This window comes from Pseudalkalibacillus sp. Hm43 (assembly GCF_051842935.1).
Lineage (GTDB): Bacteria > Bacillota > Bacilli > Bacillales > Fictibacillaceae > Pseudalkalibacillus.
Genome location: NZ_JBPXRR010000001.1, coordinates 12,210 through 33,460, shown reverse-complemented (window position 1 = coordinate 33,460; position 21,251 = coordinate 12,210). Strand labels below are relative to the sequence as shown.

Annotated in this window: 20 protein-coding genes; 6 read left to right on the top strand and 14 right to left on the bottom strand. The window is 43.3% G+C overall.

Features of this window, described 5'->3' with window-relative positions:
• Positions 1–205: 205 nt before the first annotated feature.
• Complete coding sequence (locus tag ACSVDE_RS00240) at positions 206–1,618, bottom strand: SpoVR family protein (RefSeq protein ID WP_439298957.1); 1,413 nt, start codon at positions 1,616–1,618, stop codon at positions 206–208.
• Between the two features lie 331 nt (positions 1,619–1,949).
• Here ACSVDE_RS00240 and proC point away from each other — a divergent pair, with 331 nt between their 5' ends.
• From proC to ACSVDE_RS00220, 4 genes are all read left to right on the top strand, one after another.
• On the top strand, positions 1,950–2,840 hold the full coding sequence (gene proC, locus ACSVDE_RS00235; protein WP_439298956.1) for a pyrroline-5-carboxylate reductase: 891 nt from the start codon (positions 1,950–1,952) through the stop codon (positions 2,838–2,840).
• Between the two features lie 185 nt (positions 2,841–3,025).
• A complete protein-coding gene (gene proB / locus ACSVDE_RS00230; protein WP_439298955.1) occupies positions 3,026–4,147 on the top strand; it encodes a glutamate 5-kinase in 1,122 nt (373 codons plus the stop codon).
• A 366-nt stretch (positions 4,148–4,513) separates the two neighbouring features.
• Complete coding sequence (locus ACSVDE_RS00225; RefSeq protein ID WP_439298954.1) at positions 4,514–5,776, top strand: glutamate-5-semialdehyde dehydrogenase; 1,263 nt, start codon at positions 4,514–4,516, stop codon at positions 5,774–5,776.
• 220 nt (positions 5,777–5,996) lie between these two features.
• The gene (locus ACSVDE_RS00220; RefSeq protein ID WP_439298953.1) at positions 5,997–6,461 is read left to right on the top strand and encodes a hypothetical protein; all 465 of its coding nucleotides are present in this window, start codon (positions 5,997–5,999) and stop codon (positions 6,459–6,461) included.
• A 171-nt stretch (positions 6,462–6,632) separates the two neighbouring features.
• Here ACSVDE_RS00220 and ACSVDE_RS00215 read toward each other — a convergent pair whose 3' ends face one another.
• Complete coding sequence (locus ACSVDE_RS00215; protein WP_439298952.1) at positions 6,633–7,130, bottom strand: GNAT family N-acetyltransferase; 498 nt, start codon at positions 7,128–7,130, stop codon at positions 6,633–6,635.
• A gap of 75 nt (positions 7,131–7,205) precedes the next feature.
• On the opposite strand from ACSVDE_RS00215, the gene ACSVDE_RS00210 reads away from it, so the two are divergent.
• Positions 7,206–7,784: a YitT family protein gene (locus tag ACSVDE_RS00210; protein WP_439298951.1), complete on the top strand. Its 579-nt coding sequence runs from the start codon at positions 7,206–7,208 to the stop codon at positions 7,782–7,784.
• Here the strand turns inward: ACSVDE_RS00210 and ACSVDE_RS00205 are convergent.
• The 6 genes from ACSVDE_RS00205 to ACSVDE_RS00180 form a co-directional block, all read right to left on the bottom strand.
• Complete coding sequence (locus ACSVDE_RS00205) at positions 7,781–8,110, bottom strand: YnfA family protein (protein WP_439298950.1); 330 nt, start codon at positions 8,108–8,110, stop codon at positions 7,781–7,783. The two genes, ACSVDE_RS00210 and ACSVDE_RS00205, sit on opposite strands and share 4 nt — an antisense overlap.
• A 415-nt stretch (positions 8,111–8,525) precedes the next feature.
• Positions 8,526–10,262, bottom strand: coding sequence for a phospho-sugar mutase (locus ACSVDE_RS00200; protein ID WP_439298949.1), 1,737 nt, complete (start codon positions 10,260–10,262; stop codon positions 8,526–8,528).
• Between the two features lie 460 nt (positions 10,263–10,722).
• A complete protein-coding gene (locus ACSVDE_RS00195) occupies positions 10,723–12,270 on the bottom strand; it encodes a bifunctional GNAT family N-acetyltransferase/carbon-nitrogen hydrolase family protein (RefSeq protein ID WP_226548518.1) in 1,548 nt (515 codons plus the stop codon).
• A gap of 19 nt (positions 12,271–12,289) precedes the next feature.
• Positions 12,290–12,697 (bottom strand): VOC family protein, encoded by a 408-nt coding sequence (locus ACSVDE_RS00190; protein ID WP_439301902.1) that lies wholly within the window; start codon positions 12,695–12,697, stop codon positions 12,290–12,292.
• Entirely contained in the window at positions 12,697–13,359 is a 663-nt protein-coding gene (locus tag ACSVDE_RS00185) for an HAD family hydrolase (RefSeq protein ID WP_439298948.1), read from the bottom strand. Before ACSVDE_RS00185 ends, ACSVDE_RS00190 begins: the two co-directional genes overlap by 1 nt.
• A 940-nt stretch (positions 13,360–14,299) precedes the next feature.
• Complete coding sequence (locus ACSVDE_RS00180; RefSeq protein WP_439298947.1) at positions 14,300–14,749, bottom strand: CBS domain-containing protein; 450 nt, start codon at positions 14,747–14,749, stop codon at positions 14,300–14,302.
• 158 nt (positions 14,750–14,907) lie between these two features.
• Here ACSVDE_RS00180 and ACSVDE_RS00175 point away from each other — a divergent pair, with 158 nt between their 5' ends.
• The gene (locus ACSVDE_RS00175) at positions 14,908–15,186 is read left to right on the top strand and encodes a late competence development ComFB family protein (RefSeq protein WP_439298946.1); all 279 of its coding nucleotides are present in this window, start codon (positions 14,908–14,910) and stop codon (positions 15,184–15,186) included.
• Here the strand turns inward: ACSVDE_RS00175 and ACSVDE_RS00170 are convergent.
• From ACSVDE_RS00170 to ACSVDE_RS00145, 6 genes are all read right to left on the bottom strand, one after another.
• Complete coding sequence (locus tag ACSVDE_RS00170) at positions 15,177–16,019, bottom strand: ComEC/Rec2 family competence protein (protein ID WP_439298945.1); 843 nt, start codon at positions 16,017–16,019, stop codon at positions 15,177–15,179. The genes ACSVDE_RS00175 and ACSVDE_RS00170 overlap by 10 nt on opposite strands.
• A 113-nt stretch (positions 16,020–16,132) precedes the next feature.
• Positions 16,133–17,302, bottom strand: a complete 1,170-nt coding sequence (gene yhbH, locus ACSVDE_RS00165) for a sporulation protein YhbH (RefSeq protein ID WP_439298944.1) — start codon at positions 17,300–17,302, stop codon at positions 16,133–16,135.
• Positions 17,303–17,557: 255 nt separating this feature from the next.
• Positions 17,558–18,091 carry a hypothetical protein gene (locus tag ACSVDE_RS00160; protein ID WP_439298943.1) on the bottom strand — a complete coding sequence of 178 codons (534 nt, stop codon included), beginning with the start codon at positions 18,089–18,091 and terminating at the stop codon, positions 17,558–17,560.
• Between the two features lie 107 nt (positions 18,092–18,198).
• On the bottom strand, positions 18,199–18,372 hold the full coding sequence (locus tag ACSVDE_RS00155) for a hypothetical protein (protein ID WP_439298942.1): 174 nt from the start codon (positions 18,370–18,372) through the stop codon (positions 18,199–18,201).
• A gap of 52 nt (positions 18,373–18,424) precedes the next feature.
• Positions 18,425–18,979, bottom strand: coding sequence for a signal peptidase I (gene lepB / locus ACSVDE_RS00150; protein WP_439298941.1), 555 nt, complete (start codon positions 18,977–18,979; stop codon positions 18,425–18,427).
• A gap of 304 nt (positions 18,980–19,283) precedes the next feature.
• Positions 19,284–21,179 carry a PrkA family serine protein kinase gene (locus ACSVDE_RS00145; protein WP_439298940.1) on the bottom strand — a complete coding sequence of 632 codons (1,896 nt, stop codon included), beginning with the start codon at positions 21,177–21,179 and terminating at the stop codon, positions 19,284–19,286.
• Between the last annotated feature and the right edge of the window lie 72 nt (positions 21,180–21,251).

Below are 21,251 nucleotides of genomic sequence, written 5' to 3'. Positions count from 1 at the left end.
ACCGTTTGTAAAAAAACGGTCAACCTTTGACATTTATCCGGTTCAGTCTGATCACTTCTCCAATTATTCTGTTCAAATGTCGATTTATTCTATCCAAATCCGCAATAATTCTGCCCAATCTTCACATTTATCTGCCCAATTCTCAATTTATTCTACCCAATCTATTATTCCTTCTTCAATGAAACAAAAGAACCGTCCCCAATACTCACAGGTTCCTCTTATGCATACCCTTCCCATCGTAAGTGAAGGCGACTGGTTTGTTCTCTACCATCGTTTCCATGTGGACTGCTCTTCCCCACAGGTCGTATATATAAGGAAGGACTTTCTCAAGATATTTCAAATCCAGCTCGATGTCTTCGAAATGGTGCAGCAAATAAAGTTCCCCATTTTTCAAGTAATCCCCATCGTTTACAGTTATATAAGGAAAGCCTCCGTTCACCCGGCTGCTCACCAGCTGATCGCGCACTTCCTCCCATTGCTTGGTCGTGATTCGATAATCCTTCCCTTGCTTTTGGAATAAGTACAGATCCTCTTTATCGCAAAGATCCTTCGTCAAATAATTACGGATGAAAGAAATATCCGATTCAATTTCCCTTACTTCAAAAATCTTGTCTCTTCCGCTTCCCTTCGTGACCCCTTGCCTTATCAATTCTTCGGATGGATTATCATAACATTCTTCAATATCCTCGAAGATCTTCAATCCTAAGTAATAAGGATTCACTGAAGTTCTGGAAGGTTGCACAACACCCGCGTTCAACTTCGCAAATTCAATGACCTCGTCACTCGTCAGATCCATTTCACGTAAAATGCGCGCATGCCAGTAAGACGCCCAGCCTTCATTCATGATTTTCGTTTCGAGCTGTGGCCAGAAGTACAGCATTTCTTCACGCATCATTGATAGGATATCGCGCTGCCAATCTTCCAGTTCACGGCTGTACTCCTCAATGAACAAAAGGATATCTTTTTCCGGTTGTGGAGGAATCTTACGCCTTGTCGTCGGTTTCGCCTTTTCCCGCTTCTCATCCGTTTGGTCGATCTGCCATAGATCATCATACGGAGTAGCTTTTCTCTCCAGTTCCACTTCTTCATCGTCCCATTTATAGTTCAGCTTTGGCCTCATGATGGAAGGATCGATATGTTCTTGGATTGAAAGAATCGCATCGAGGAAGTGTTCAACTTCTTTCTTCCCATATAACTGTTCATATTGAGCGACCCGTTCTGCAGTCGAAGTCATGCTTTCGACCATATCCCGCCTCGTGTTCGAGAACCGGACATTGTTTTTGAAAAAGTCGCAATGCGCAAGTACGTGCGCGATGATCAATTTGTTCTGGATCAACGTATTGCTGTCCAACAAAAAGGCATAACAAGGATCTGAATTGATGACCAACTCGTAAATCTTGCTCAACCCAAGATCATATTGAAGCTTCATCTTATGAAATTGCTTACCGAAACTCCAATGAGAAAAACGAGTCGGCATCCCATACGCACCGAATGTATAAATGATATCAGCAGGACAGATTTCATATCTCATCTCATAGAAGTCAAGACCGAACCCCTCAGCAATTTCCGTAATTTCATGAATGGCGTTGATCAACTCTTTGTGTTCATCGATGCTCATTCCGGTCCCTCCTTAATCAATCTTCAAAACCCCTTTATTACATCAATGTATGATGGGAATCCCTTTTCATGAGTGGAAAGCCGAAAAGTGCGAGCGTCATTCCCCATACTTGTCTTTGCCTGTCCTTCGCTACCGTTGATATAACGGAATTTTCCGATAACTTAGATAAATAAAAAATCTGTGTTTTTCAGCAAGCGTATACATCCCTGTGCATAGATGAGACTTCCTAAGAAAGGATTTGAGACATATAAAAGTCGATGTAAACGCTTACTTGGGGTTTTTCGTCCTTATTCAACCTATTTGGTATATACTGTTGAATTAATTTGCCTGAATGTTACGATTAAAAACGTTGAAAAAAGGACGGTATATAGGAGTGGTTACTTTGTTAAAACAACGCGTTGCCTTTCTAGGCGCAGGTAATATGGCTGAAGCGATGATCTCTGGAATTGTTGAATCAGGAAAATTAGCTCCAGAACAACTCGTCGTGACCAACCGTAGTAACCAAGAACGTTTAAATGAAATGAAAGTAAAGTATGGAATTGAAGCAATAAAGAAAAGTGAATTAGACTTTAGCGAAATCGATGTATTCATTCTAGCAATGAAACCGAAAGACATTGATGCAGTATTAGAAGACTTGAAAGATCGTCTTCGACCTGAACAAGTGCTCATCTCGGTATTGGCTGGTATTTCAACCTCTTATATGGAAGAAAACCTGAATGAGAGCCAGCAAGTCATCCGAGTGATGCCGAACACATCCAGCATGCTGCGTGAATCCGCAACAGCAATTTCACCTGGTAAGCATGTTTCAATGGATCAAGTCGTCTTTACGAAAGAACTTATGCAATGCATCGGAGAAGCTTACATCATTGAAGAAGAGCAAATGGATATCTTCACAGGAATTGCAGGCAGTGGCCCAGCTTACTTCTACAACTTGATGGAACACATCGAGCAAGCTGGTGTCGAAGGCGGAATGGATCGTGAAATGGCTCGTAAAATCGGTGCCCAAACGATTCTAGGCGCGGCGACAATGATGCTTGAACGGGAAGAAACGCCAACACAGCTTCGTAAGAACGTCACCTCCCCGAACGGAACAACTGCAGCAGGACTAGATGCGCTTGACGAACATGGTGGCGGTGAAGCGATTGCAGAAGCCGTGAAAGGTGCAGCTTCACGTTCAAAAGAACTACGTGAAGAACTTGAAAAAGTATTTGCCGTACGATAGAAAAGCGTAAGCGCTCTGCTTAACTACGAAGGTCACTGGAAGACTGATGAGGAGGCTTTGCCGCCGCAAGAAGTCTGAAGTGAGCCAAGTAGTTGGGCGCTGAGCTAGACATTTCATCTTAGAAAATTAGGAAATCTTTATTTTTAAAAAAACGCTAGATTATAGGAGTGAATGTGACACCTGATATGGATAAAAAACGAATTGTAATCAAAATAGGAAGCAGTTCATTAACAAGCTTACACGGAGAATTGAGTCGTAGAAAAATTGAAAAGCTGGTCGATGAAGTCGTCCGACTGAAAGACGATGGGCATGAAGTATTGCTCGTATCATCCGGAGCCGTTGCAGCGGGCTACCGAAAACTCGGGTTCATTTCCCGACCAGATACGTTGCCAGAAAAACAAGCGGCCGCGTCAATCGGCCAAGGACTTCTGATTGAAACGTACTCGGATCTCTTCATCTCCCACGGATATGTCGGATCTCAAATCTTGATCACCCGTGATGATTTTTCAGATGAAAACCGGTACAACAATGCAAGAAGTACATTGACCGTACTATTAGAACGCGGAATCATCCCGATTGTGAACGAAAATGACACGATCACGATGGATTTCTTGAAGTTCGGAGACAACGATACACTATCTGCAAAAGTTGCAGGACTCGTCAACGCAGATCAGCTCATCATTTTATCCGATATTGACGGATTGTACGACGATGACCCTCGAAAGAATGAAGATGCACAGCTTCTCAATCAGGTTCACGAAATTACTCCTGAAATCGAAGCGGTAGCCGGAGATCCTGGTAGCGCAGTCGGTACAGGTGGTATGAAATCGAAGATTGATGCATTCAAGATTTCACTTGCATCCGGCATTTCATCTTTCTTAGGGAAAGCAAGTACGCCGAATATCGTTTATGATGCTGTCAATCATGAAGCGACTGGAACGTACTTCGAACCGAAGAGTGAAAATGAAAACTTGAACCAGAAGAAGCAATGGATTGCGTTCAATTCTGGACCTGAAGGTGAAGTGACGATCAACGATAAGATCGGTGCATCTATCCAAGAAAACAACAAGAGCCTTTCACCATTAGATGTGCACAGTGTCAGTGGACGCTTCGACAAAGGTGCGGTCATCCGTATCAAAAACATCAGCGGCGAAGACATCGGCCTTGGTGTAATGAATTATTCAGCAAACGAATTGAAACGTCTGATCAATCAAAAAGAAATCAAGCTGCAAGATTTCCAAACAGCGGCTGTCGAAAGTGAAGACCTCGTCTGTCACCTCGATGTAGCCGTACCGGTTGGCGTTTAACAAGATTTTTCATTTAGAGTATAGGCTGTTTTGCAAACTTTGTTGCTCTTGAAAGTCGTTGATTTCCGCTCCAGGATGCTCGCTTTCCGCGGGGCGTGCGGTGAGCCCACTCACTTGCACAGGATGTGCTGGCTTCGACGTTCACCACAGGACGTGGTGGGTCTTAGTCGAAGATCCTTTTAAAAAGTGAATGGTCTCACCTGTCCCGCTGATCCCGCTGGAGTCTCGCACCTTGCTCTCCAAACAACTTGAACAAGGTGATTTTTAAAAATGCCATAAGAGCAACAATCTTATAGAAAAGAGCCAAATTATAAAGTCTCACAACAATCAATGAACGACACTCAATTATATTACTGGAGGGATAGAATGACGTTAACAGTTGAAAAAACGAACGTCGAAGAACAAGCTATTAAAGCAAAGAAAGCTGCAAAAACGTTGTCCATGCTGACAACAGAAGAGAAGAATGAAGCACTGCATACGGTAGCAGATATGCTTGAAAAAGATTACGAAACGATTTTACAAGCGAATGAAAAGGACCTTGAAAAAGGAAAGGAAAAAGGCTATGACGATGCCTTCATGGATCGTTTGGCTCTTTCCAAAGAACGAATCTATGATTTTGCAAAAGGGCTTCGCGAAGTCGCTGACCTTGAAGATCCGACAGGAATCGTTAAATCCGACTGGGATCTTGAAAATGGATTGAACGTACAGCAAGTGACAGTACCACTTGGTGTCATCGGCATGATTTATGAAGCTCGCCCGAACGTAACCGTTGACGCAACAGGACTTGCATTGAAATCCGGTAACGCAATCGTTCTGAAAGGTGGATCTTCTGCCCTTGTTTCAAACCAGACGATTGTCGAGGTCATGCACCGCGGTCTTGAAAAGACGAAGATTCCGAAAGAAGCGGTACAATTCATTGCAAGTACTGATCGTTCTGCAACACAAGAACTGTTCACGATGAAAGAGCACATCGATGTGTTGATTCCACGAGGAGGCGGCTCCCTGATTGCAGCGGTCGTTAACAATGCGACAGTGCCGGTCCTTGAAACCGGTGTCGGAAACTGTCACATCTATATCGACAAAGCGGCAGATGTTGAGAAAGCCATCAACATTGTTATGAACGCGAAAACGGATCGTCCAGCGGTTTGTAACGCCGTAGAGACAGTAATCATTCACAAAGAATGGTTCGAAACGAATAAAGACCAATTGATTGCTGCATTCAAAGAGCACGGAATTACACCTCATGGTGACGAATATGCATTATCTGTCCTACCTGGAGCGATCGAAGCTGGTGAGGAAGATTGGGCGAACGAATATCTTTCCAAGCATATCGCTGTCAAAACAGTAGGCGATGTATCTGAAGCAGTCGAGCACATCGAAACGTATGGTACAAAACACTCTGAAGCGATTGTTACAGAAGACGATACTGCTGCTAAAACATTCTTAGGACTAGTAGATGCAGCTGCTGTATATCACAACGCTTCAACACGTTTCACAGACGGTAGTGCACTCGGTTTCGGTGCTGAAATCGGTATTTCCACTCAGAAGTTACATGCACGTGGACCAATGGGTCTACCAGCACTAACAACAGTGAAATATCAAATGACTGGAACAGGACAAATTCGATAAAAGTTCATTAGAAAGGATCAGCCGAATATGGCTGATCCTTTCTTGTTATGATTTGTTGGTAAATTTTAATTAGTGAATAACTCAATTCTAAATATACTAAAATAATGTACTAATACTCCTTAAAAGCTTTAGTAGTGTAAAGTTCAACTATTAGTATAAGTCACTCGTACAAGCACCCTCCTTTTTAATGAATAAACTATTATAAAAGGAGGTGTTTTTCTTGGATTGTGGATGTTACGGTGTAAGAAAACAAAGTTCTTGTCCTAATCCAGTTCCACCTAATGAGTCACTTGAATGTGCTGCTAAAAGAGAAGAAATTAACACAGCTATATTCTTCACCGATATGGGTGAGCGTATATTCTTTGTCAATCAGTTAGTAAGTTCTGAAGAAGCACAATCATTATGTCCAAGTTTAGATGCTGGTTCACATTTAATTAATCAAGAAGACCTTAATAATCAGGGTATAATAAAAACTCTAAAAAGAGCATTAACAGTAGATGGTACTCCATGTTCAGTAGTGATCTGGGCTTCAATAAATGGTAACCCAAAACTAGTATCCTTATTTGGTAAGAAGTGCATCCGTATAAATGAATGCCTTTCAGTATGTAACGATGTGGACGTTGAAATCTTACGTACACCTTCTGTCAATTGTCCAGCATTTGTCGTATGTGTTGCTCCATTTTAAATAACAAAATGGACTTTTTTTTTGCTTTGATAAAGTGCGCTAGTGAAAGAATCTCACTTTTACTCAACAATTCTATCTATATTTCTCCATGTTATTCCATTTGGTAGTTATCCCAAAACCGACTCCATTTGATTAGTACACGCATGATTTACCAATGAAAGCTACATTCGTCTACTCTAGCTTCAACTGATAGAAATGAATGTCGTGCCATCTTCCGAACTTGTACCCGGCTTCCTTGATGTATCCTGTTTTTACGAAGCCGAACTTCTCATGCAGTTTCACACTGGAAGATTCATCGTTCGCTATGACAGCAATGATGGAATGATGACCTTGTTGACGCGCCTCACGGATCAACTTCGTGAGCAGCATCGAACCTACTCCATTCCCTCGGGCTTTCTTTTTAATATAGACAGAGTCTTCTACTGTATCGGTATAGGCAGGCTTTGGACGGAACTTCGTCAGACAAGCATATCCAAGAATCTCACCGTCATGTTCCGCGACAAAAATCGGATACTTCTCATTAAACTGCCGGAACCACTCTTCTCTTTCTTCCAATGTTTGTTCGTTTAAATCAAAGGTTACTGGAGAGGTACGGACAACCTCATTATAGATGGTTAACATTTCGCCTAAATCACTGATTTTCGCGTTACGTATTCGAACTTTCATCATGATTTCCTTTCTCATATCACAATAGACTTGTACATATGTTGTTATAAAGGTTGCGGTTCACAGGGAGAGGTTTTAATGAAAAAGTGGTTTGCGATTCTGATTGGGAGTATTTTCATAGGCGTCGGGATTAACGGTCTGCTAGCCCCTCATCATCTCCTCGATGGAGGGATGATCGGCATCAGCTTGATTGCGAATTATACGTGGGGATTCCAGCCGGGTCTCGTGATCATTCTGTTGAGTCTCCCGTTATACGGACTAGCCTGGTTCTATCACCGTTCCTATTTTTATAACAGCTTGCATGGGATGCTGATTTCATCCTTTTTCATTGATGCGTTCTCCCCGATCCGGCATTGGTCACATCCGCCGTTATTTCTATGTGCTTTGATTGGTGGTTTTCTAGTCGGTATAGGGATCGGAATCATGCTTCAACAAGAGACAAGTACGGGTGGCACCGATCTACTCGCTCAAATGATTTCGAAGCTGACCAATCTGAATGTCGGGATCATCATCTTCCTTATCGATGGAATCGTCATCATTTGCGGTGGCCTTTTACTAGGGGGCGAATCCTTTCTCTACTCGCTCATCACGATTATTGCGGTCGGTATCACGACCACATTCATCACCTTGACCAAACGGTCTCACCCAGCACTTTAGGGCATTCTTGGTGCCCATAATATGATAGAGACTCCGATCAGACAGACGATTGCACCAATGATGTCATACTGATCCGGGGTCTTTTTATCGACCAACCAACCCCATAACAAGGCTAAAACGATGAAAATTCCTCCATAGGCCGCATATACCCTACCAAACGATGGGAACGATTGAAAGGTCGGAACAATGCCATAAATCATGAGTATGATTGCTCCGATCCCTCCAAACCAGACAGGTCCTCCTTCTCTCAACCATAACCAGAACAAATAGCCGCCTCCAATTTCGGCAAGACCAGCAAGTACGAATAAGATGATGGCTTGTAACATTGAGTGATTCACCTGCTTCCACGTTTAAGTTTATTCATCTAGACATAGAATGGTAATAGAGTTCGTTCATCGACAGAAATTCATTCGTTCAGAGAAAGGAGACAAGGATGGCGATTTTCATACTTTGTCCGCAATGCAAAGGTTCAGGAAAAGTCTCTTCCTTCCTCCCTTTTATCAAAATCAAAAAATGCCCGGCTTGCAAAGGGCACGGAAAAATCAAGTCAAAACGCGATTTGTTTAGGACGACGTGATAGGTAGGTGTTTACCTGGTAGTCAACTTAAGTTTTTTCGTTATCAGTACCAGCTAGACCTTCTATGTGGTACTCAAAACAGCCGTTTCTCGGTTTTCAGTACCAGCTAGCCTTCCATAACATTTTGAAAAAAGGATTGACGCTATGGTCAATCCTTCCTTATTTTATCCTCTGATGTGGTTCACTTTTTCCATTACGTCTTCTTTCAACTTCGCTAGAAGATCCTGGCTCTTTTTCAGTGAATCCGATTGGGTACCGAAATAGAACTTGATCTTCGGCTCGGTTCCGGATGGACGAAGACATACCCATGAACCATCCTCTAGGATATATTTAATGACGTTCGATGGTGGTAGTGTCATTTCCTCAACATCTGTCGACTGGACGTAAAAACGTTCCTTGCTTTGATAATCTTCAATGATGGATACCGGAATGCCTCCGAATTCGGAAGGTGCCTGGGTTCTGAAGGATGACAAAATCTCCTGGATTTCCTCTGCTCCTTTTTTCCCTTTCAAAGTGAGTGATTCAAGACCCTCTTGATAGTATCCGTACTCTTCAAAGATTTCCAGCAATCCTTGATAAAGCGTCTTTCCTTTTGATTTATAATAAGCCGCAACTTCTGCTGCCATCAGACAAGCCTGGACCGCATCCTTATCCCGCACGAAATCTCCGATGAGGTATCCGTAACTTTCCTCATATCCGAACAAGAAAGTGTGCTCGCCCGTTTCTTCGTATTCTTTCATCTTTTCACCGATGAACTTGAATCCAGTCAGCGTATCGACCGTTTTAAGTCCATACTTCGAAGCAATCGTACGACCGATTTCCGAGGTTACGATCGTTTTCAAAACAACACCGTTTTCCGGGAGCTCACCTTGGTTTTGTTTTTCGTTCAACAAATAGTTCAAGATGAGAGCGCCGGTTTGGTTCCCCGTCAGTACGACGTACTCCCCTTCCTCATTCTTCACAGCGATTCCGACTCGGTCCGCATCTGGATCGGTTGCCATCAAAAGATCGGCATTTTCTTTCTCTCCATATTGCATCGCAAGCTCAAATGCAGCATGTTCCTCAGGGTTTGGAGATTTTACAGTTGAAAACTCAGGGTCAGGTAGCTCCTGTTCACTGACAACCGTCACATGCTTGAACCCTAACGCTTCCAAGCCTCGTCTTACAGGTTTGTTCGCCGTTCCATGTAAAGGTGTGAATACGATCTTCAGATCACTCTGCTCCTGAATCAGTTCAGAGTTGACGGAAATGCCGACAAGCTGTTCGACATACGCTCGATCGATTTGCTCTCCGATCATTTTCAATAAGCCCGAAGCCTTCAATTCTTCTTCATCAGCAATCTCAATCTCCAGTTCATTTTCAACCTGATTGACACATTCGATCACTTCATTCGCCGTTTTCGGAGGAAGCTGTCCCCCGTCATCTCCGTATACCTTATAACCATTGTATTCCGGAGGATTATGGCTCGCGGTAATGACGATTCCTGAGAACGCATGTAAATAACGTACTGCGAAGGACAATTCAGGTGTCGGACGCAACTCGTTAAAAACATACGTTTGAATGCCATGACGACCGAGCGTTCTAGCCGCTTCCATCGCAAATTCCGGTGACTTATGACGAGAATCGTAAGCGATGACGACACCGCGGTGTTTCGCTTCCTCACCAAATTGATCTATGTATCGGGCAAGCCCTTCTGAAGCCTTACGGATGGTGTATTTGTTCATCCGGTTCGTTCCAGGTCCGATTTCTCCGCGCATACCACCTGTTCCGAACTCCAAGTTTTTATAGAAGCTGTCTTCCAACTTCTCTTCTTGTTCACGAATGGAATGAAGCTGCTTGCGTAGTTCCTTATCCAGTTGTTCAAATGCATTCCAACGATCATAACTTGTTTTCCAGCTCATGTTTGCCTCCTGTTAATATAGACTCTTCCACACCCTATTGTATAAGAATTCCGGGTAATCCTCCACTATTTCTCATACATTGCCATCAGCAGGTCTTTCGGTACTGAATTCTACAGCATCTTCCCTACTCCTCCATACCTTTCGTAGTTCATGCCTGATCTGCTACCATGCTGTCGAAACCATCTTTTTACAAAATAAGCAACCATAAAATGTCAGTATTCCCCGGAAAATAAAGAAAAGCGGAAGAGCCCGTTCAGCCTTGAAAGTCACTGGAAGTATGACGAGGAGGCTCGAACCAAACATTGTTTGGTCCTGCGTGGGTTGAATCCTGTAAGTAATTCAGTGTGTTGCCGCCACAGGAGGACTGAAGTGGACTGAAAGGATGGGCTCTGTAGCTAGACAATACTTCATCGAATAATGAAAAAAGGCAGGTCGAATGCCTGCCTTTTCCCGTGTAGAATTACTGTTCATCTTGCTTTTTCATGTTCACTTCATAAAGGTCACGTCTTCTGTCACGGAGTTGCATGACACTTCCTGACCTTCTATGTCTTCTTAAAATCTCTAAATCGACATCTCCGACAACCAGCGTTTCTATGTTCGGATTACACTCTCCGACAATTCCGTCGCGCGGGAAAGTGAAATCAGATGGTGTGAAAATACCGGACTGTGCGTATTGGACGTCCATGTTTTCCGTTTGAGGAAGATTTCCGACAGTTCCGGAAAGCACCGTATAAACTTGGTTTTCGATCGCACGAGCTTGAGAACAATATCTCACACGGAGGTATCCTTGACGGTCATCTGTACAGAAAGGTGTGAAGATGATCCGTGCACCTTTATCGGTTACGTAACGCGCAAGCTCAGGGAATTCGATGTCATAACAGATCAGGATCGCAATTTTCCCGCAATCCGTATCGAACACATTCACTTTATCTCCAGGACTGACGCCCCACCACTTCCGCTCGTTTGGTGTGATGTGTAGCTTGTATTGCTTCTCGATCGTCCCATCTCTTCGGAAAAGGTAAGCGATGTTATAGATTTTCCCTTCTTCTTCAACGAAATGGGATCCGCCGATGATATTCACGTTGTATCGGACAGCGAATTCGGTAAACAACTCGATATAGTCTTCCGTATATTGAGTCAGACGGCGAACAGCCTGGCTCGGACTCTTCTCATCAAGATAGCTCATCAATTGCGTCGTGAAAATTTCTGGGAACACGACGAAATCCGATCCATAGTCTGAAGCTACATCCGTATAATATTCGACCTGGTTGGCAAACTCATCAAACGAATGAATCTGTCTCATCATGTACTGGATTGTCGTAATGCGAACCGGGAAAGACGTTTTGAAATGACGTTTGGACGTCGCCCTGTAATCGATGTTGTTCCATTCCATAAGTGTCGCATGAGCATTGGAAGCTTTGTCATCCGGAAGATAATCCGGATTGATCCGCATGAGTGCAAAGCCGTTCATCAACTGGAAGGTCAGCACAGGGTCATAAATATTGTGATGCACCACTTCTTTCACGTATTCACGCGGTGTCATCTGATCGGCATATTTATGGTAGTTTGGAATCCGGCCTCCGATGATGATGCTTTTCAAATTCAGCTTTTCCGCCAACTCTTTTCGAGCTTCGTATAGTCGTCGACCGATTTTCATCCTGCGGAAATCCGGATGGACCATCACTTCAATTCCATAAAGGTTGTACCCTTCTGGATCATGATTCGTAATATAGCCTTCATCCGTAATTTCATCCCATGTATGCTTCTCATCGTATTCGTCGAAGTTGACGATCAGACTGGAGCAAGTCCCAATGATTTTCCCATCGAATTCCACGCAAAATTGGCCTTCCGGAAAAATATCCAGATGGCTCTCCAAATGCGCTCTTTTCCACGGGTCCATATTCGGGAAACAGATTTTCTGCAATTCAAGGATTTCATCAATATCTTTATGTTCTATGTTTCTTAGGAAAATTTTCTTCTCAAATTTTGATTCATCCACTGATGACATGCACTACCATCCTTCCTATTTATCGCCAGTCTTTCATTCTCGTCTGCAAATTTGATGTGTTCAGTTCGAGTTGAATGCCATTCGGATCAAGAAAGTTCACGACAAGACCTCCACCGCGTTCAATCGGTCCCCTGACAATCGGTACCTGGTTTGAATGGAGAGCTTGTACCATGTCGTGGAAACCACTCTCACTGATTGAAAAAGCAAAGTGATCGACTCCGATGGATTCATTGTTGGATTCACTTTCATGATGCCCTTTTTCCAAAAGACAAATCCACGCCGCTCCACTCTCCAAATAGGCATCCGTTTTTCCTAGGTGCACTCTCTTCATATTCAAAATGCCCTCATAAAAATGAAGGGACTCTTTCAAGTCCCGGACATTCAGTGTGATGTGATTGATTCCTGTAATCTGCCTATTCCCGTTCATCACTGTTTTGAAAACTGATCGATCATCTGTTGAAGTTCCATCTCCGCTAATGACTCCAGCTTCAGGTCATACTCCTCAAACGTCAAATGGCGAGTGACCAAGTTCGGGATAACGACTGTGTGAAGGCCTGCACGTTTTGCTGATTTGGCGCCGTTCACAGAGTCCTCGAATGCAATCGCCTCTTCTGGTTTAACTCCTAGCGCTTCTACCGCTAAACGGAACAATGTCGGGTCTGGTTTGACGGTCTCTACATCATCTGAAGTTTTAATCGTCTCGAAATAATGATCAATTCCAAGGTTTTTGATATGCTTCGACACCCACTTGTAGGATGAGCTGGACGCAAGCCCGATTTTCAGACCGAGCTGTTTGGCAGCTTCAAGGTATTCCGTTACGCCAGGAAGAGCTTCACGGTCTTTGATGAGCTCCTGGAAAATGTCCAGCCTTTGCTGCTTGATATGTTCTCGATCGAGTTTCTTCCCGATCTGTTCCTCTAAATACTCATGCGCATCAAAATATGTAGCGTGTGTGCCAATACATTCTCCCCATACTTCAATCGGAAGCTCAGCACCATGTTCCTTATAAATTCGTTGTAAAACGTTGTACTCACACGACTCTGTATCAAGAATCGTCCCATCAAAATCGAACACAACCGCTTTAATCATACCCTCACACCCTTTGCACAGATTCTAATCCCACTATATAAAGAAATCTAGTCGACTGGCAAGTGGAACGAAGCCAGAGACGTAGATGCACTTATACTTGAACTTACACTTTTCCACCACGTCGAGTGAACTTCCTGCTGAAAAGTGATTGTAACCAAGTGAAAAGTAGACTGGCTGATTGGCAAGTGATAGCGTAGCCAGAAGCCTAGTCGCACTTATACTTGTTCCTATACTTTTCAACGACGTCGAATGTTCATCCTGCTGAAAAGTAATCTTTAACAAGTGAAAAGAAAACTTAGTAATTGGCAACTGTAAAGGCAGCCAATTACTTTAGTTGCACTTATACTTGAACTTACACTTTTCCACCACATCGAGTGAACTTCCTGCTGAAAAGTAATTAGAACCAAGTGAAAAGAAATCTAGTCGACTGGCAAGTGGAACGAAGCCAGAGACGTAGATGCACTTATACTTGAACTTACACTTTTCCACCACGTCGAGTGAACTTCCTGCTGAAAAGTGATTGTAACCAAGTGAAAAGTAGACTGGCTGATTGGCAAGTGATAGCGTAGCCAGAAGCCTAGTCGCACTTATCTTGTACCTATACTTTTCAACGACTTCCAGTGTCTTTCCTGCCAAAAAGTCATTAAGCTAAAGCGATTCAGTCTCAGCTCTCCATCCAATCTGAACTTTTCCAATGGAAAAGTTTCATTTTAAGGTAAAATTCTGGCCAATGTATAAGCGGCGGATTATTTCCCATAAAAATATGAGTATTTCCAATAAAAATAAAAAATTATAGATCAGTTTTGCGAATTTCCCATAAAAACCGCCTTATTTCCCATAAAAACAAAAAATTATAGACCAAAACACGAAACACCACACCACCACAACCGCTAAACACCACCATAAAAAAAGCACCTGAGGTCAGGTGCTTTTACTCCGGTTATTGTATTGCGTTTGGATTGGAAGGAGTAGAAATGCTTGAAAGTGCTTGACCAGCGTTGTTCGGGTCGCCGTCCTTTGTTGCAAGGTCACCAAGTGAAACCATTCCGACCATCTGATTGTTTTCTACAACCGGTAAACGGCGGATTTGGTTTTGGGACATCAACTGAGCAGCTTCTTGAGCACTCATATTCGGGTTTCCAGCAACGATGTTGGATGACATACATTGGGATACTTGTGTATTCCCATCCAACCCTTGGGCAGTTGAACGTAACGTAATGTCACGGTCAGTGATGATCCCTCGGACTTGTCCGTTTTCTACTACTGGGATGGCACCTACATTATATTGGCTCATTAACGCAGCCGCTTCCTTCAACGATTGTTGAGGAGAAACTGAAGCCACATTATTGGACATGATGGCACGTAATTGTTGGTTCGTTAAGTTGTTCATTTAAGCACATCCTCCTTTCACCCATAGTGTAGCCTCTACGTAAAAAGATTATTTTTCCTTTATTTTCAACGTTCGACCTATTCCAATTTCTATCAAAATCCTCTACACTTGGAGGTGGCATTTGTACATAAAACTTTTAACACCTAGAGGTGGAAGAATTGGCTAAAGAGTATTTCAACGTCTTGGAAGAAATCATCCCCACGCTCGTTACCGTCATGTTGAACAGCCCCGATTACCAAACGGTATGCCGCTGTCAGAAATGTTCCGTCGACATTATCGCCTTGACGCTCAACAGTGTACCGCCACGATACGTGACTTCAGATGAAAAAAGGGAAATCATCTTCCGTTTATATAATCAGAGCTTCATGCGTACGACCTTGAACAAGCACATCATCAGTGCCATCCATGTCGTTCGTAAAAATCCAAATCACGATTGAGGGAATTCTGTAAAGAACTTTACAGATTTCCCATCGCTTTTGGTGATGATCGTTCCTAGCTTATCGGTTCGGTACACTTGGATTTTATGGGCATTCAATCTCTTCAACACATCTTTGGAAGGATATCCGTACTTGTTCTTCCGACCTACCGAAATGATGGCGTAATCGGGATTCGCTTTTTTGAGCAATGCATGACCCGTGCCAGTATTCGCACCATGATGCGCCACTTTCAGTACATCTACTTTTTCCCCGTCAATTCGAGAAAGCAGTTCATTCTCTGACTTCACCCCTGCATCCGCCATGAGTAAAAAGTTCTTTTTTCCATGATGAAGTTGTAAGACAGCCGAATAGTCGTTCAAGGATTTATAGCGCTTTTTTTCTGGAGGAGCGATGAACTCCATTGTAATATTTCGGGCGAGCTTCACTTTCACGCCTGCTTTCGCAACATACTGATCCACTCCAGAATTGGCGATCGACTGAACGAGGCGTTTGTAGTACGTTGTGTGATACATGATATCCGGCAAATAGACCTTTCCGACATCGAAGGATTGGAAAATATCATCCATGCTGCCGATGTGATCGTGGTGAGGATGTGTCGCGATCAAATAATCAATCCGCTCGATTCCTCGCTTCTGCAGGTACGAGACGACTTTCTTTCCATCGTGCTCATCCCCAGAATCGATGAGCACATGTTTTCCGTTTGAGGTCTCGATATAAATACAGTCTGCCTGACCGACATCGATGACGTGCATTTCGAGGTTCGTTTTCCAAAGCGCTTCTGCAGGCTGTGGAAACAGGACAAGAATACTGATAATAAGGATGAATTGTCGCATTCTGCTTTATGAACCTCCCCTTTCGAATTTTTCTTAGTTTATGTAAGCGCGGGGAGATTATTTTTCCATAAAAATCCCTTCATCCATTGATGATGATGAAGGGTAAATCAGGCTTATGCCAGATCCTTTTCGCCTTTCTTAAAAAAGCTTCTCATCGAATGATACACATCGCGTTTTTCTTTTAAAATGTAGTGATAGAACTTCTCATTTTTGATGTTCTTGTATACACTCATCAGTGTTGAATGTCTGTTGTATGGATTCACTTCACCGTAGCCGAACATGTTCGATACTTCCATGATTTTGTTGACGAGCTTGATACAGCGTGCATTATCACTCGTAAGATTGTCGCCATCAGAAAAGTGGAATGGATAGATATTGTATCGACTTGGTGGATATTTATGGTCGATTAACTCAAGTGCTTTCTTATATGCTGATGAACAGATGGTTCCGCCGCTTTCACCTTTGGAGAAAAAGTCCTCTTCCGATACAACTTTCGCTTCAGTATGATGCGCAATAAATTCAATTTCAACGGTTTCATATTTAGAGCGGAGGAAACGTGTCATCCAGAAGAAAAAGCTTCTTGCCATATACTTTTCCCAGATGCCCATTGATCCTGACGTATCCATCATCGCAAGTACGACGGCTTTCGATTCCGGCTTTTCGATTTGGTTCCACGTCTTGAAACGAAGATCCTCAGGAAAGATTGGGGTTATGCAAGGATCACCTTTCAGAGCATTACGTTTGTAAGCCGTCAAGATGGTCTTCTTCTTGTCGATATTCCCCATCAGACCGGTTTTTCGAATGTCGTTGAACTCGACTTTCTCACGGATGATATTCTCTTGTTCCTTCTGCTGCAGATTCGGCAATTCCAACTCTTTGAAAAGCAATTCCTCAAGCTCTAGCAAGGACACTTCTGCTTCATAATAATCGTCACCCGCTTGATCGCCTGCTTTTTTGCCTTTACCGGCACCTTTCTTACCGCTTGAATTCCCATCGCGTGCAATGACATCACCGACTTGGCTGTCTCCGTCTCCCTGCCCGACGTGTTTTGATTTATCGTAGTTATAACGGATTTTATATTCATCCAGGGAACGAATCGGAATTTTAATTACATCATGACCATTGGATAAAATGATACTTTCCTCACTAATCAGATCAGGTAGATTGTTCTTAAGAGCTTCCTGTACTTTTTCCATGTGGCGCTGTTGGTCTTGATAACCTTTGCGGTGGAGGGACCAGTTCTCCTGTGACACGACGAAGTTTTCTTTTTTGTTGACGGTCATAAATGATTCCCCTCCTTATTTATTTTCCCTGAAAGTGGAAAGCACGTTCACTTTCGGGGATTACTCTATCCTATGCAGTAAATGTTCAGAATTGCTAATAAATTCGAACAAAAACCTGCTTGTCTACAAAGTTCCGCGCTATGCAAGGTTCTTGAATTTAAAAGTGATTTTGAAATGTCCATGAAGTGGGATGATGTAGGACAAAACTGCCTCCGAAAGTAAAAAAACGACCTGTTCGTACAGGTCGTCTCATAATCAGTCCACTCTTATGATGATTTCATTCAGTTTATTCCCATCCGCTATGATGCTGATTTTCCACGTTCCCTCTTTTGGGAATTGAAAGGTGACAGGATAGGCATACGGCACATTCTCACTCGCTTGCTCAGTGAGGATCTTATTTAACGGATCTGCTCCGCCCCATTTACGTGTCGCTTCCAGCTTAAGCTCTTCGTACGGAGCCCAGGTGAGAATTTCTGTTTCGTACTGTTCATCCGCTTGCGGTCTTTCATTCATGACAATACCTACATTTGTTTTACTGCCCGCATATGTAACGGGTTCCGAACCGATGGTAACTGGATACGTCCAGCTTTCTCTCCACTCCGCTTCGTGCAGTCCATTGAAATGGGCTCCGAAGAAATAGGCGGCAACTCCCAATATGACGGCCTGTGCTAATACAAAGCTTTTCTTCGTTTCGAACGCGTGCATCATCTCGGAATGAGGTGCGACAAAATACAGGATGATGAAAATCGCAAACGTGATCAGCATCACAATTCCAAGTACAAGAAACATCGTCTCTCTCCCCTTTCTCTACTAATATGTACGATGGAAGAGAGCAGAAGTTTCGTATTTCAAGGAAAAAGAGGATGACCCATCGGGATCATCCTCTTCATATATGCCTATTCCTTATCGTCTTCTTCTTGCTCATGTTGGACTGGGTCAGGCGTTTTACCGCTTTTCCTGACATCCTCATTCGTCGAGACGTTTTCCATTACTTTGCTGTGTTCTTTCATTTCTTTCTCGTTTCGTACCATCGAACTGTTTTTAGGCTCTTCGCCTTTGTTTTTAGTCATGGTTACCACCTCTTGAAACTATCGTTACCCAAAATCAAGATTTCATAAACCTCTACTGGATGAGTTTGAATTCAGAGACTGGCCAATAACGTAAATTCACTTCTCCGACGATGTTCTCCACTGGCACAAAGCCGATGTGACGGCTGTCGATGCTGTGTAGGCGATTGTCCCCAAGGACGAAAACCGTCCCTTCAGGAACCCGCTCTTTCTTTGTGATATCTTTTAACGTAAAGTCTCCAGTCAATTGCGAGCCTTGCTGCAAGTCTTCACGGAAACGCTCTAAATATGGCTCCTCTACCGGTTTATCATTGATGAATAGTTTATCATTGCGATACTCAATCTTATCACCGGGCAGACCGATGACACGTTTGATGTAGTCTTCTTGTTCATTCGCTCGAAAGACGATTAAATCAAATCGGTTAGGATCAGAAATGTCATAGTTGATTTTATTGACGATTAAACGGTTGCCTTCTTGGATCGTCGGCATCATGGACTCTCCGAATACGACATAATTCGTAAACAGGAAATGACGGACGACAAACGCAATCAGAAGGGCAATGCCGATTGCTTTAATCCATTCCCAAAAACTGTTCTTTGTTTTGGTCATGTATGTTTACACACCCTTTTTTACCTTTGATATCTTTAATCTACCATTTTATACAATTTAATAGCAAGTGCACCAAAGGTTAAACTTGTGTAAAGTTTTTGACAAACCTTACGGCGGTGCCAGGTACGATAATACAAAGCAGGTGTATCAACGGTTTTGATTCGGTACCAGGTACCATTTTTCAATCCTACTCCCCCAACGGCTTACAAATGGTACCTGGTACTGCCGTTCGTCATTCAACCCAAAAAAGGCGCACTGCTGTACGCCTTTTCTCTTTCATCCATTCCTATACTCTTGTCACCATCTAGCGGTTCAGCAAGCTTCCGACATAGCGGAGCAGCTCATTCGCCGAAATGGAATTGTATCCGTGCTCATCAATCAAGCGAGCGATAACTTCGTTTACCTTCTTCAACTGCGACTCATCCGGTGTCTTCGTGGACGTGGTAATCTTTACGACATCCTTCAAATCAGCGAACAGCTTCTTCTGGATCGCTTCACGTAAACGCTCATGAGAGTTGTAATCGAATTTCTTGCCTTTACGAGCATACGCCGAAATACGGATCAAAATCTCTTCACGGAATGCTTTCTTCGCATTCTCTGAAATACCGATCTGTTCTTCAATGGAACGCATGAGCTTTTCGTCTGGATTCATCTCATCACCTGTCAATGGATCGCGTAACTTATTCTTGTTACAATACGCTTCTACGTTGTCGAGATAATTGTCCATAAGTGTTTTGGCAGACTCTTCATAGGAATAGACGAATGCCTTTTGTACTTCTTTCTTCGCAATATCGTCGTACTCTTTACGTGCGACCGATATGAAATTGATATACTTCTCGCGGTCTTCCTTCGAGATCGAAGCATGTTGATCGAGTCCATCCTTCAACGAGCGTAACACATCAAGCGGACTGATGGCTGGTACTTCTTTACGTATGATTGCAGATGATATCCGGTTGATGACATAACGCGGATCGATTCCGCTCATTCCTTCATCATTGAACTCCTTCTTCATTTCCTCGACATCCGCCGTGTTAAAGCCCTCTACATTCTCACCATCATAGAGTCGCATCTTTTTCACAACATCGACACCTTGCTTCGATGACTCCTTCAACCTCGTCAATACAGAGAATATCGCAGCAACACGTAAGGCATGAGGAGCAATATGAATGTCACCGATGTCACTGTCACTGATCATCTTTTCATAAATCTTCTCTTCTTCTGTCACCTTCAGGTTATAAGGAATCGGCATGACGATGATCCGTGAATGCAACGCCTCATTTTTCTTATTCGAAATGAACGACTTGTACTCTGCTTCGTTCGTATGCGCTACAATCAGCTCATCCGCCGAAATCAGTGCAAAGCGGCCCGCCTTGAAATTCCCCTCTTGCGTCAACGACAATAAGTGCCATAAGAACTTCTCATCACACTTCAACATTTCCTGGAACTCCATCATCCCTCGGTTCGCTTTGTTCAACTCACCGTCAAAACGATAGGCACGTGGGTCTGATTCGGAACCGAATTCAGCGATCGTAGAAAAGTCGATGCTACCTGTCAAATCGGCAATATCTTGAGACTTCGGATCGGACGGACTGAACGTCCCGATCCCTGTCCGCTTATCTTCACTGAAGAAGATTCGCTCGACCATCATGTCCTCGATACGGCCATCGAACTCCTGCTCCAAACGCATCATGTTCAGCGGAGACAACGAACCTTCAATACGGATGCCATACTCCTTGTGGAAATCATCGCGCATGTTGTGAGGAATCAAGTGCAATGGATCCTCATGCATCGGACATCCTTTGATGGCATATACTGCGCCTTCGTCTGTCTTGGAGTAAGCTTCCAGTCCCCGCTTCAACATCGTAACGATTGTCGATTTACCTCCACTGACTGGACCCATCAACAGCAAAATACGCTTACGGACATCAAGCCTTTTTGCAGATGGATGGAAATACTCCTCAACAAGCCGCTCTACCGAATCTTCCAGCCCAAAGATCTGATTGGAGAAGAAATTGAACTTCTTCTTTCCATTCATATCTTCAATGCCATGACTTTTAATCATATTATAAACACGAGAATGGGCAGATTGAGCAACTTCAGGACGCTCTCGTAAAATCTCCAAATATTCAGCGAAGGTACCTTCCCAAACCAGTCTTTTTTCTTCTTCACGATGCTGTTGCAATTTACCTAAAATATCCATGAGTACCCCCTCCAAGGAATAATCGTACATGTAATACATCGTATGCCCGGACACCCGGTAACATTCGATTTC

Bases quoted from the DNA above. Each gene is read 5' to 3' on its own strand.
- ACSVDE_RS00185 (WP_439298948.1), bottom strand. From the start codon at position 13,359: ATGATTAAAGCGGTTGTGTTCGATTTTGATGGGACGATTCTTGATACA.
- ACSVDE_RS00205 (WP_439298950.1), bottom strand. From the start codon at position 8,110: ATGTTACAAGCCATCATCTTATTCGTACTTGCTGGTCTTGCCGAAATT.
- ACSVDE_RS00225 (WP_439298954.1), top strand. From the start codon at position 4,514: ATGACGTTAACAGTTGAAAAAACGAACGTCGAAGAACAAGCTATTAAA.
- ACSVDE_RS00210 (WP_439298951.1), top strand. From the start codon at position 7,206: ATGAAAAAGTGGTTTGCGATTCTGATTGGGAGTATTTTCATAGGCGTC.
- proB (WP_439298955.1), top strand. From the start codon at position 3,026: ATGGATAAAAAACGAATTGTAATCAAAATAGGAAGCAGTTCATTAACA.
- ACSVDE_RS00145 (WP_439298940.1), bottom strand. From the start codon at position 21,179: ATGGATATTTTAGGTAAATTGCAACAGCATCGTGAAGAAGAAAAAAGA.
- proC (WP_439298956.1), top strand. From the start codon at position 1,950: ATGTTACGATTAAAAACGTTGAAAAAAGGACGGTATATAGGAGTGGTT.
- ACSVDE_RS00190 (WP_439301902.1), bottom strand. From the start codon at position 12,697: ATGAACGGGAATAGGCAGATTACAGGAATCAATCACATCACACTGAAT.
- ACSVDE_RS00170 (WP_439298945.1), bottom strand. From the start codon at position 16,019: ATGCGACAATTCATCCTTATTATCAGTATTCTTGTCCTGTTTCCACAG.
- ACSVDE_RS00155 (WP_439298942.1), bottom strand. From the start codon at position 18,372: ATGACTAAAAACAAAGGCGAAGAGCCTAAAAACAGTTCGATGGTACGA.
- ACSVDE_RS00240 (WP_439298957.1), bottom strand. From the start codon at position 1,618: ATGAGCATCGATGAACACAAAGAGTTGATCAACGCCATTCATGAAATT.
- lepB (WP_439298941.1), bottom strand. From the start codon at position 18,979: ATGACCAAAACAAAGAACAGTTTTTGGGAATGGATTAAAGCAATCGGC.
- ACSVDE_RS00200 (WP_439298949.1), bottom strand. From the start codon at position 10,262: ATGAGCTGGAAAACAAGTTATGATCGTTGGAATGCATTTGAACAACTG.
- ACSVDE_RS00160 (WP_439298943.1), bottom strand. From the start codon at position 18,091: ATGTTTCTTGTACTTGGAATTGTGATGCTGATCACGTTTGCGATTTTC.
- ACSVDE_RS00180 (WP_439298947.1), bottom strand. From the start codon at position 14,749: ATGAACAACTTAACGAACCAACAATTACGTGCCATCATGTCCAATAAT.
- ACSVDE_RS00195 (WP_226548518.1), bottom strand. From the start codon at position 12,270: ATGTCATCAGTGGATGAATCAAAATTTGAGAAGAAAATTTTCCTAAGA.
- yhbH (WP_439298944.1), bottom strand. From the start codon at position 17,302: ATGACCGTCAACAAAAAAGAAAACTTCGTCGTGTCACAGGAGAACTGG.
- ACSVDE_RS00215 (WP_439298952.1), bottom strand. From the start codon at position 7,130: ATGATGAAAGTTCGAATACGTAACGCGAAAATCAGTGATTTAGGCGAA.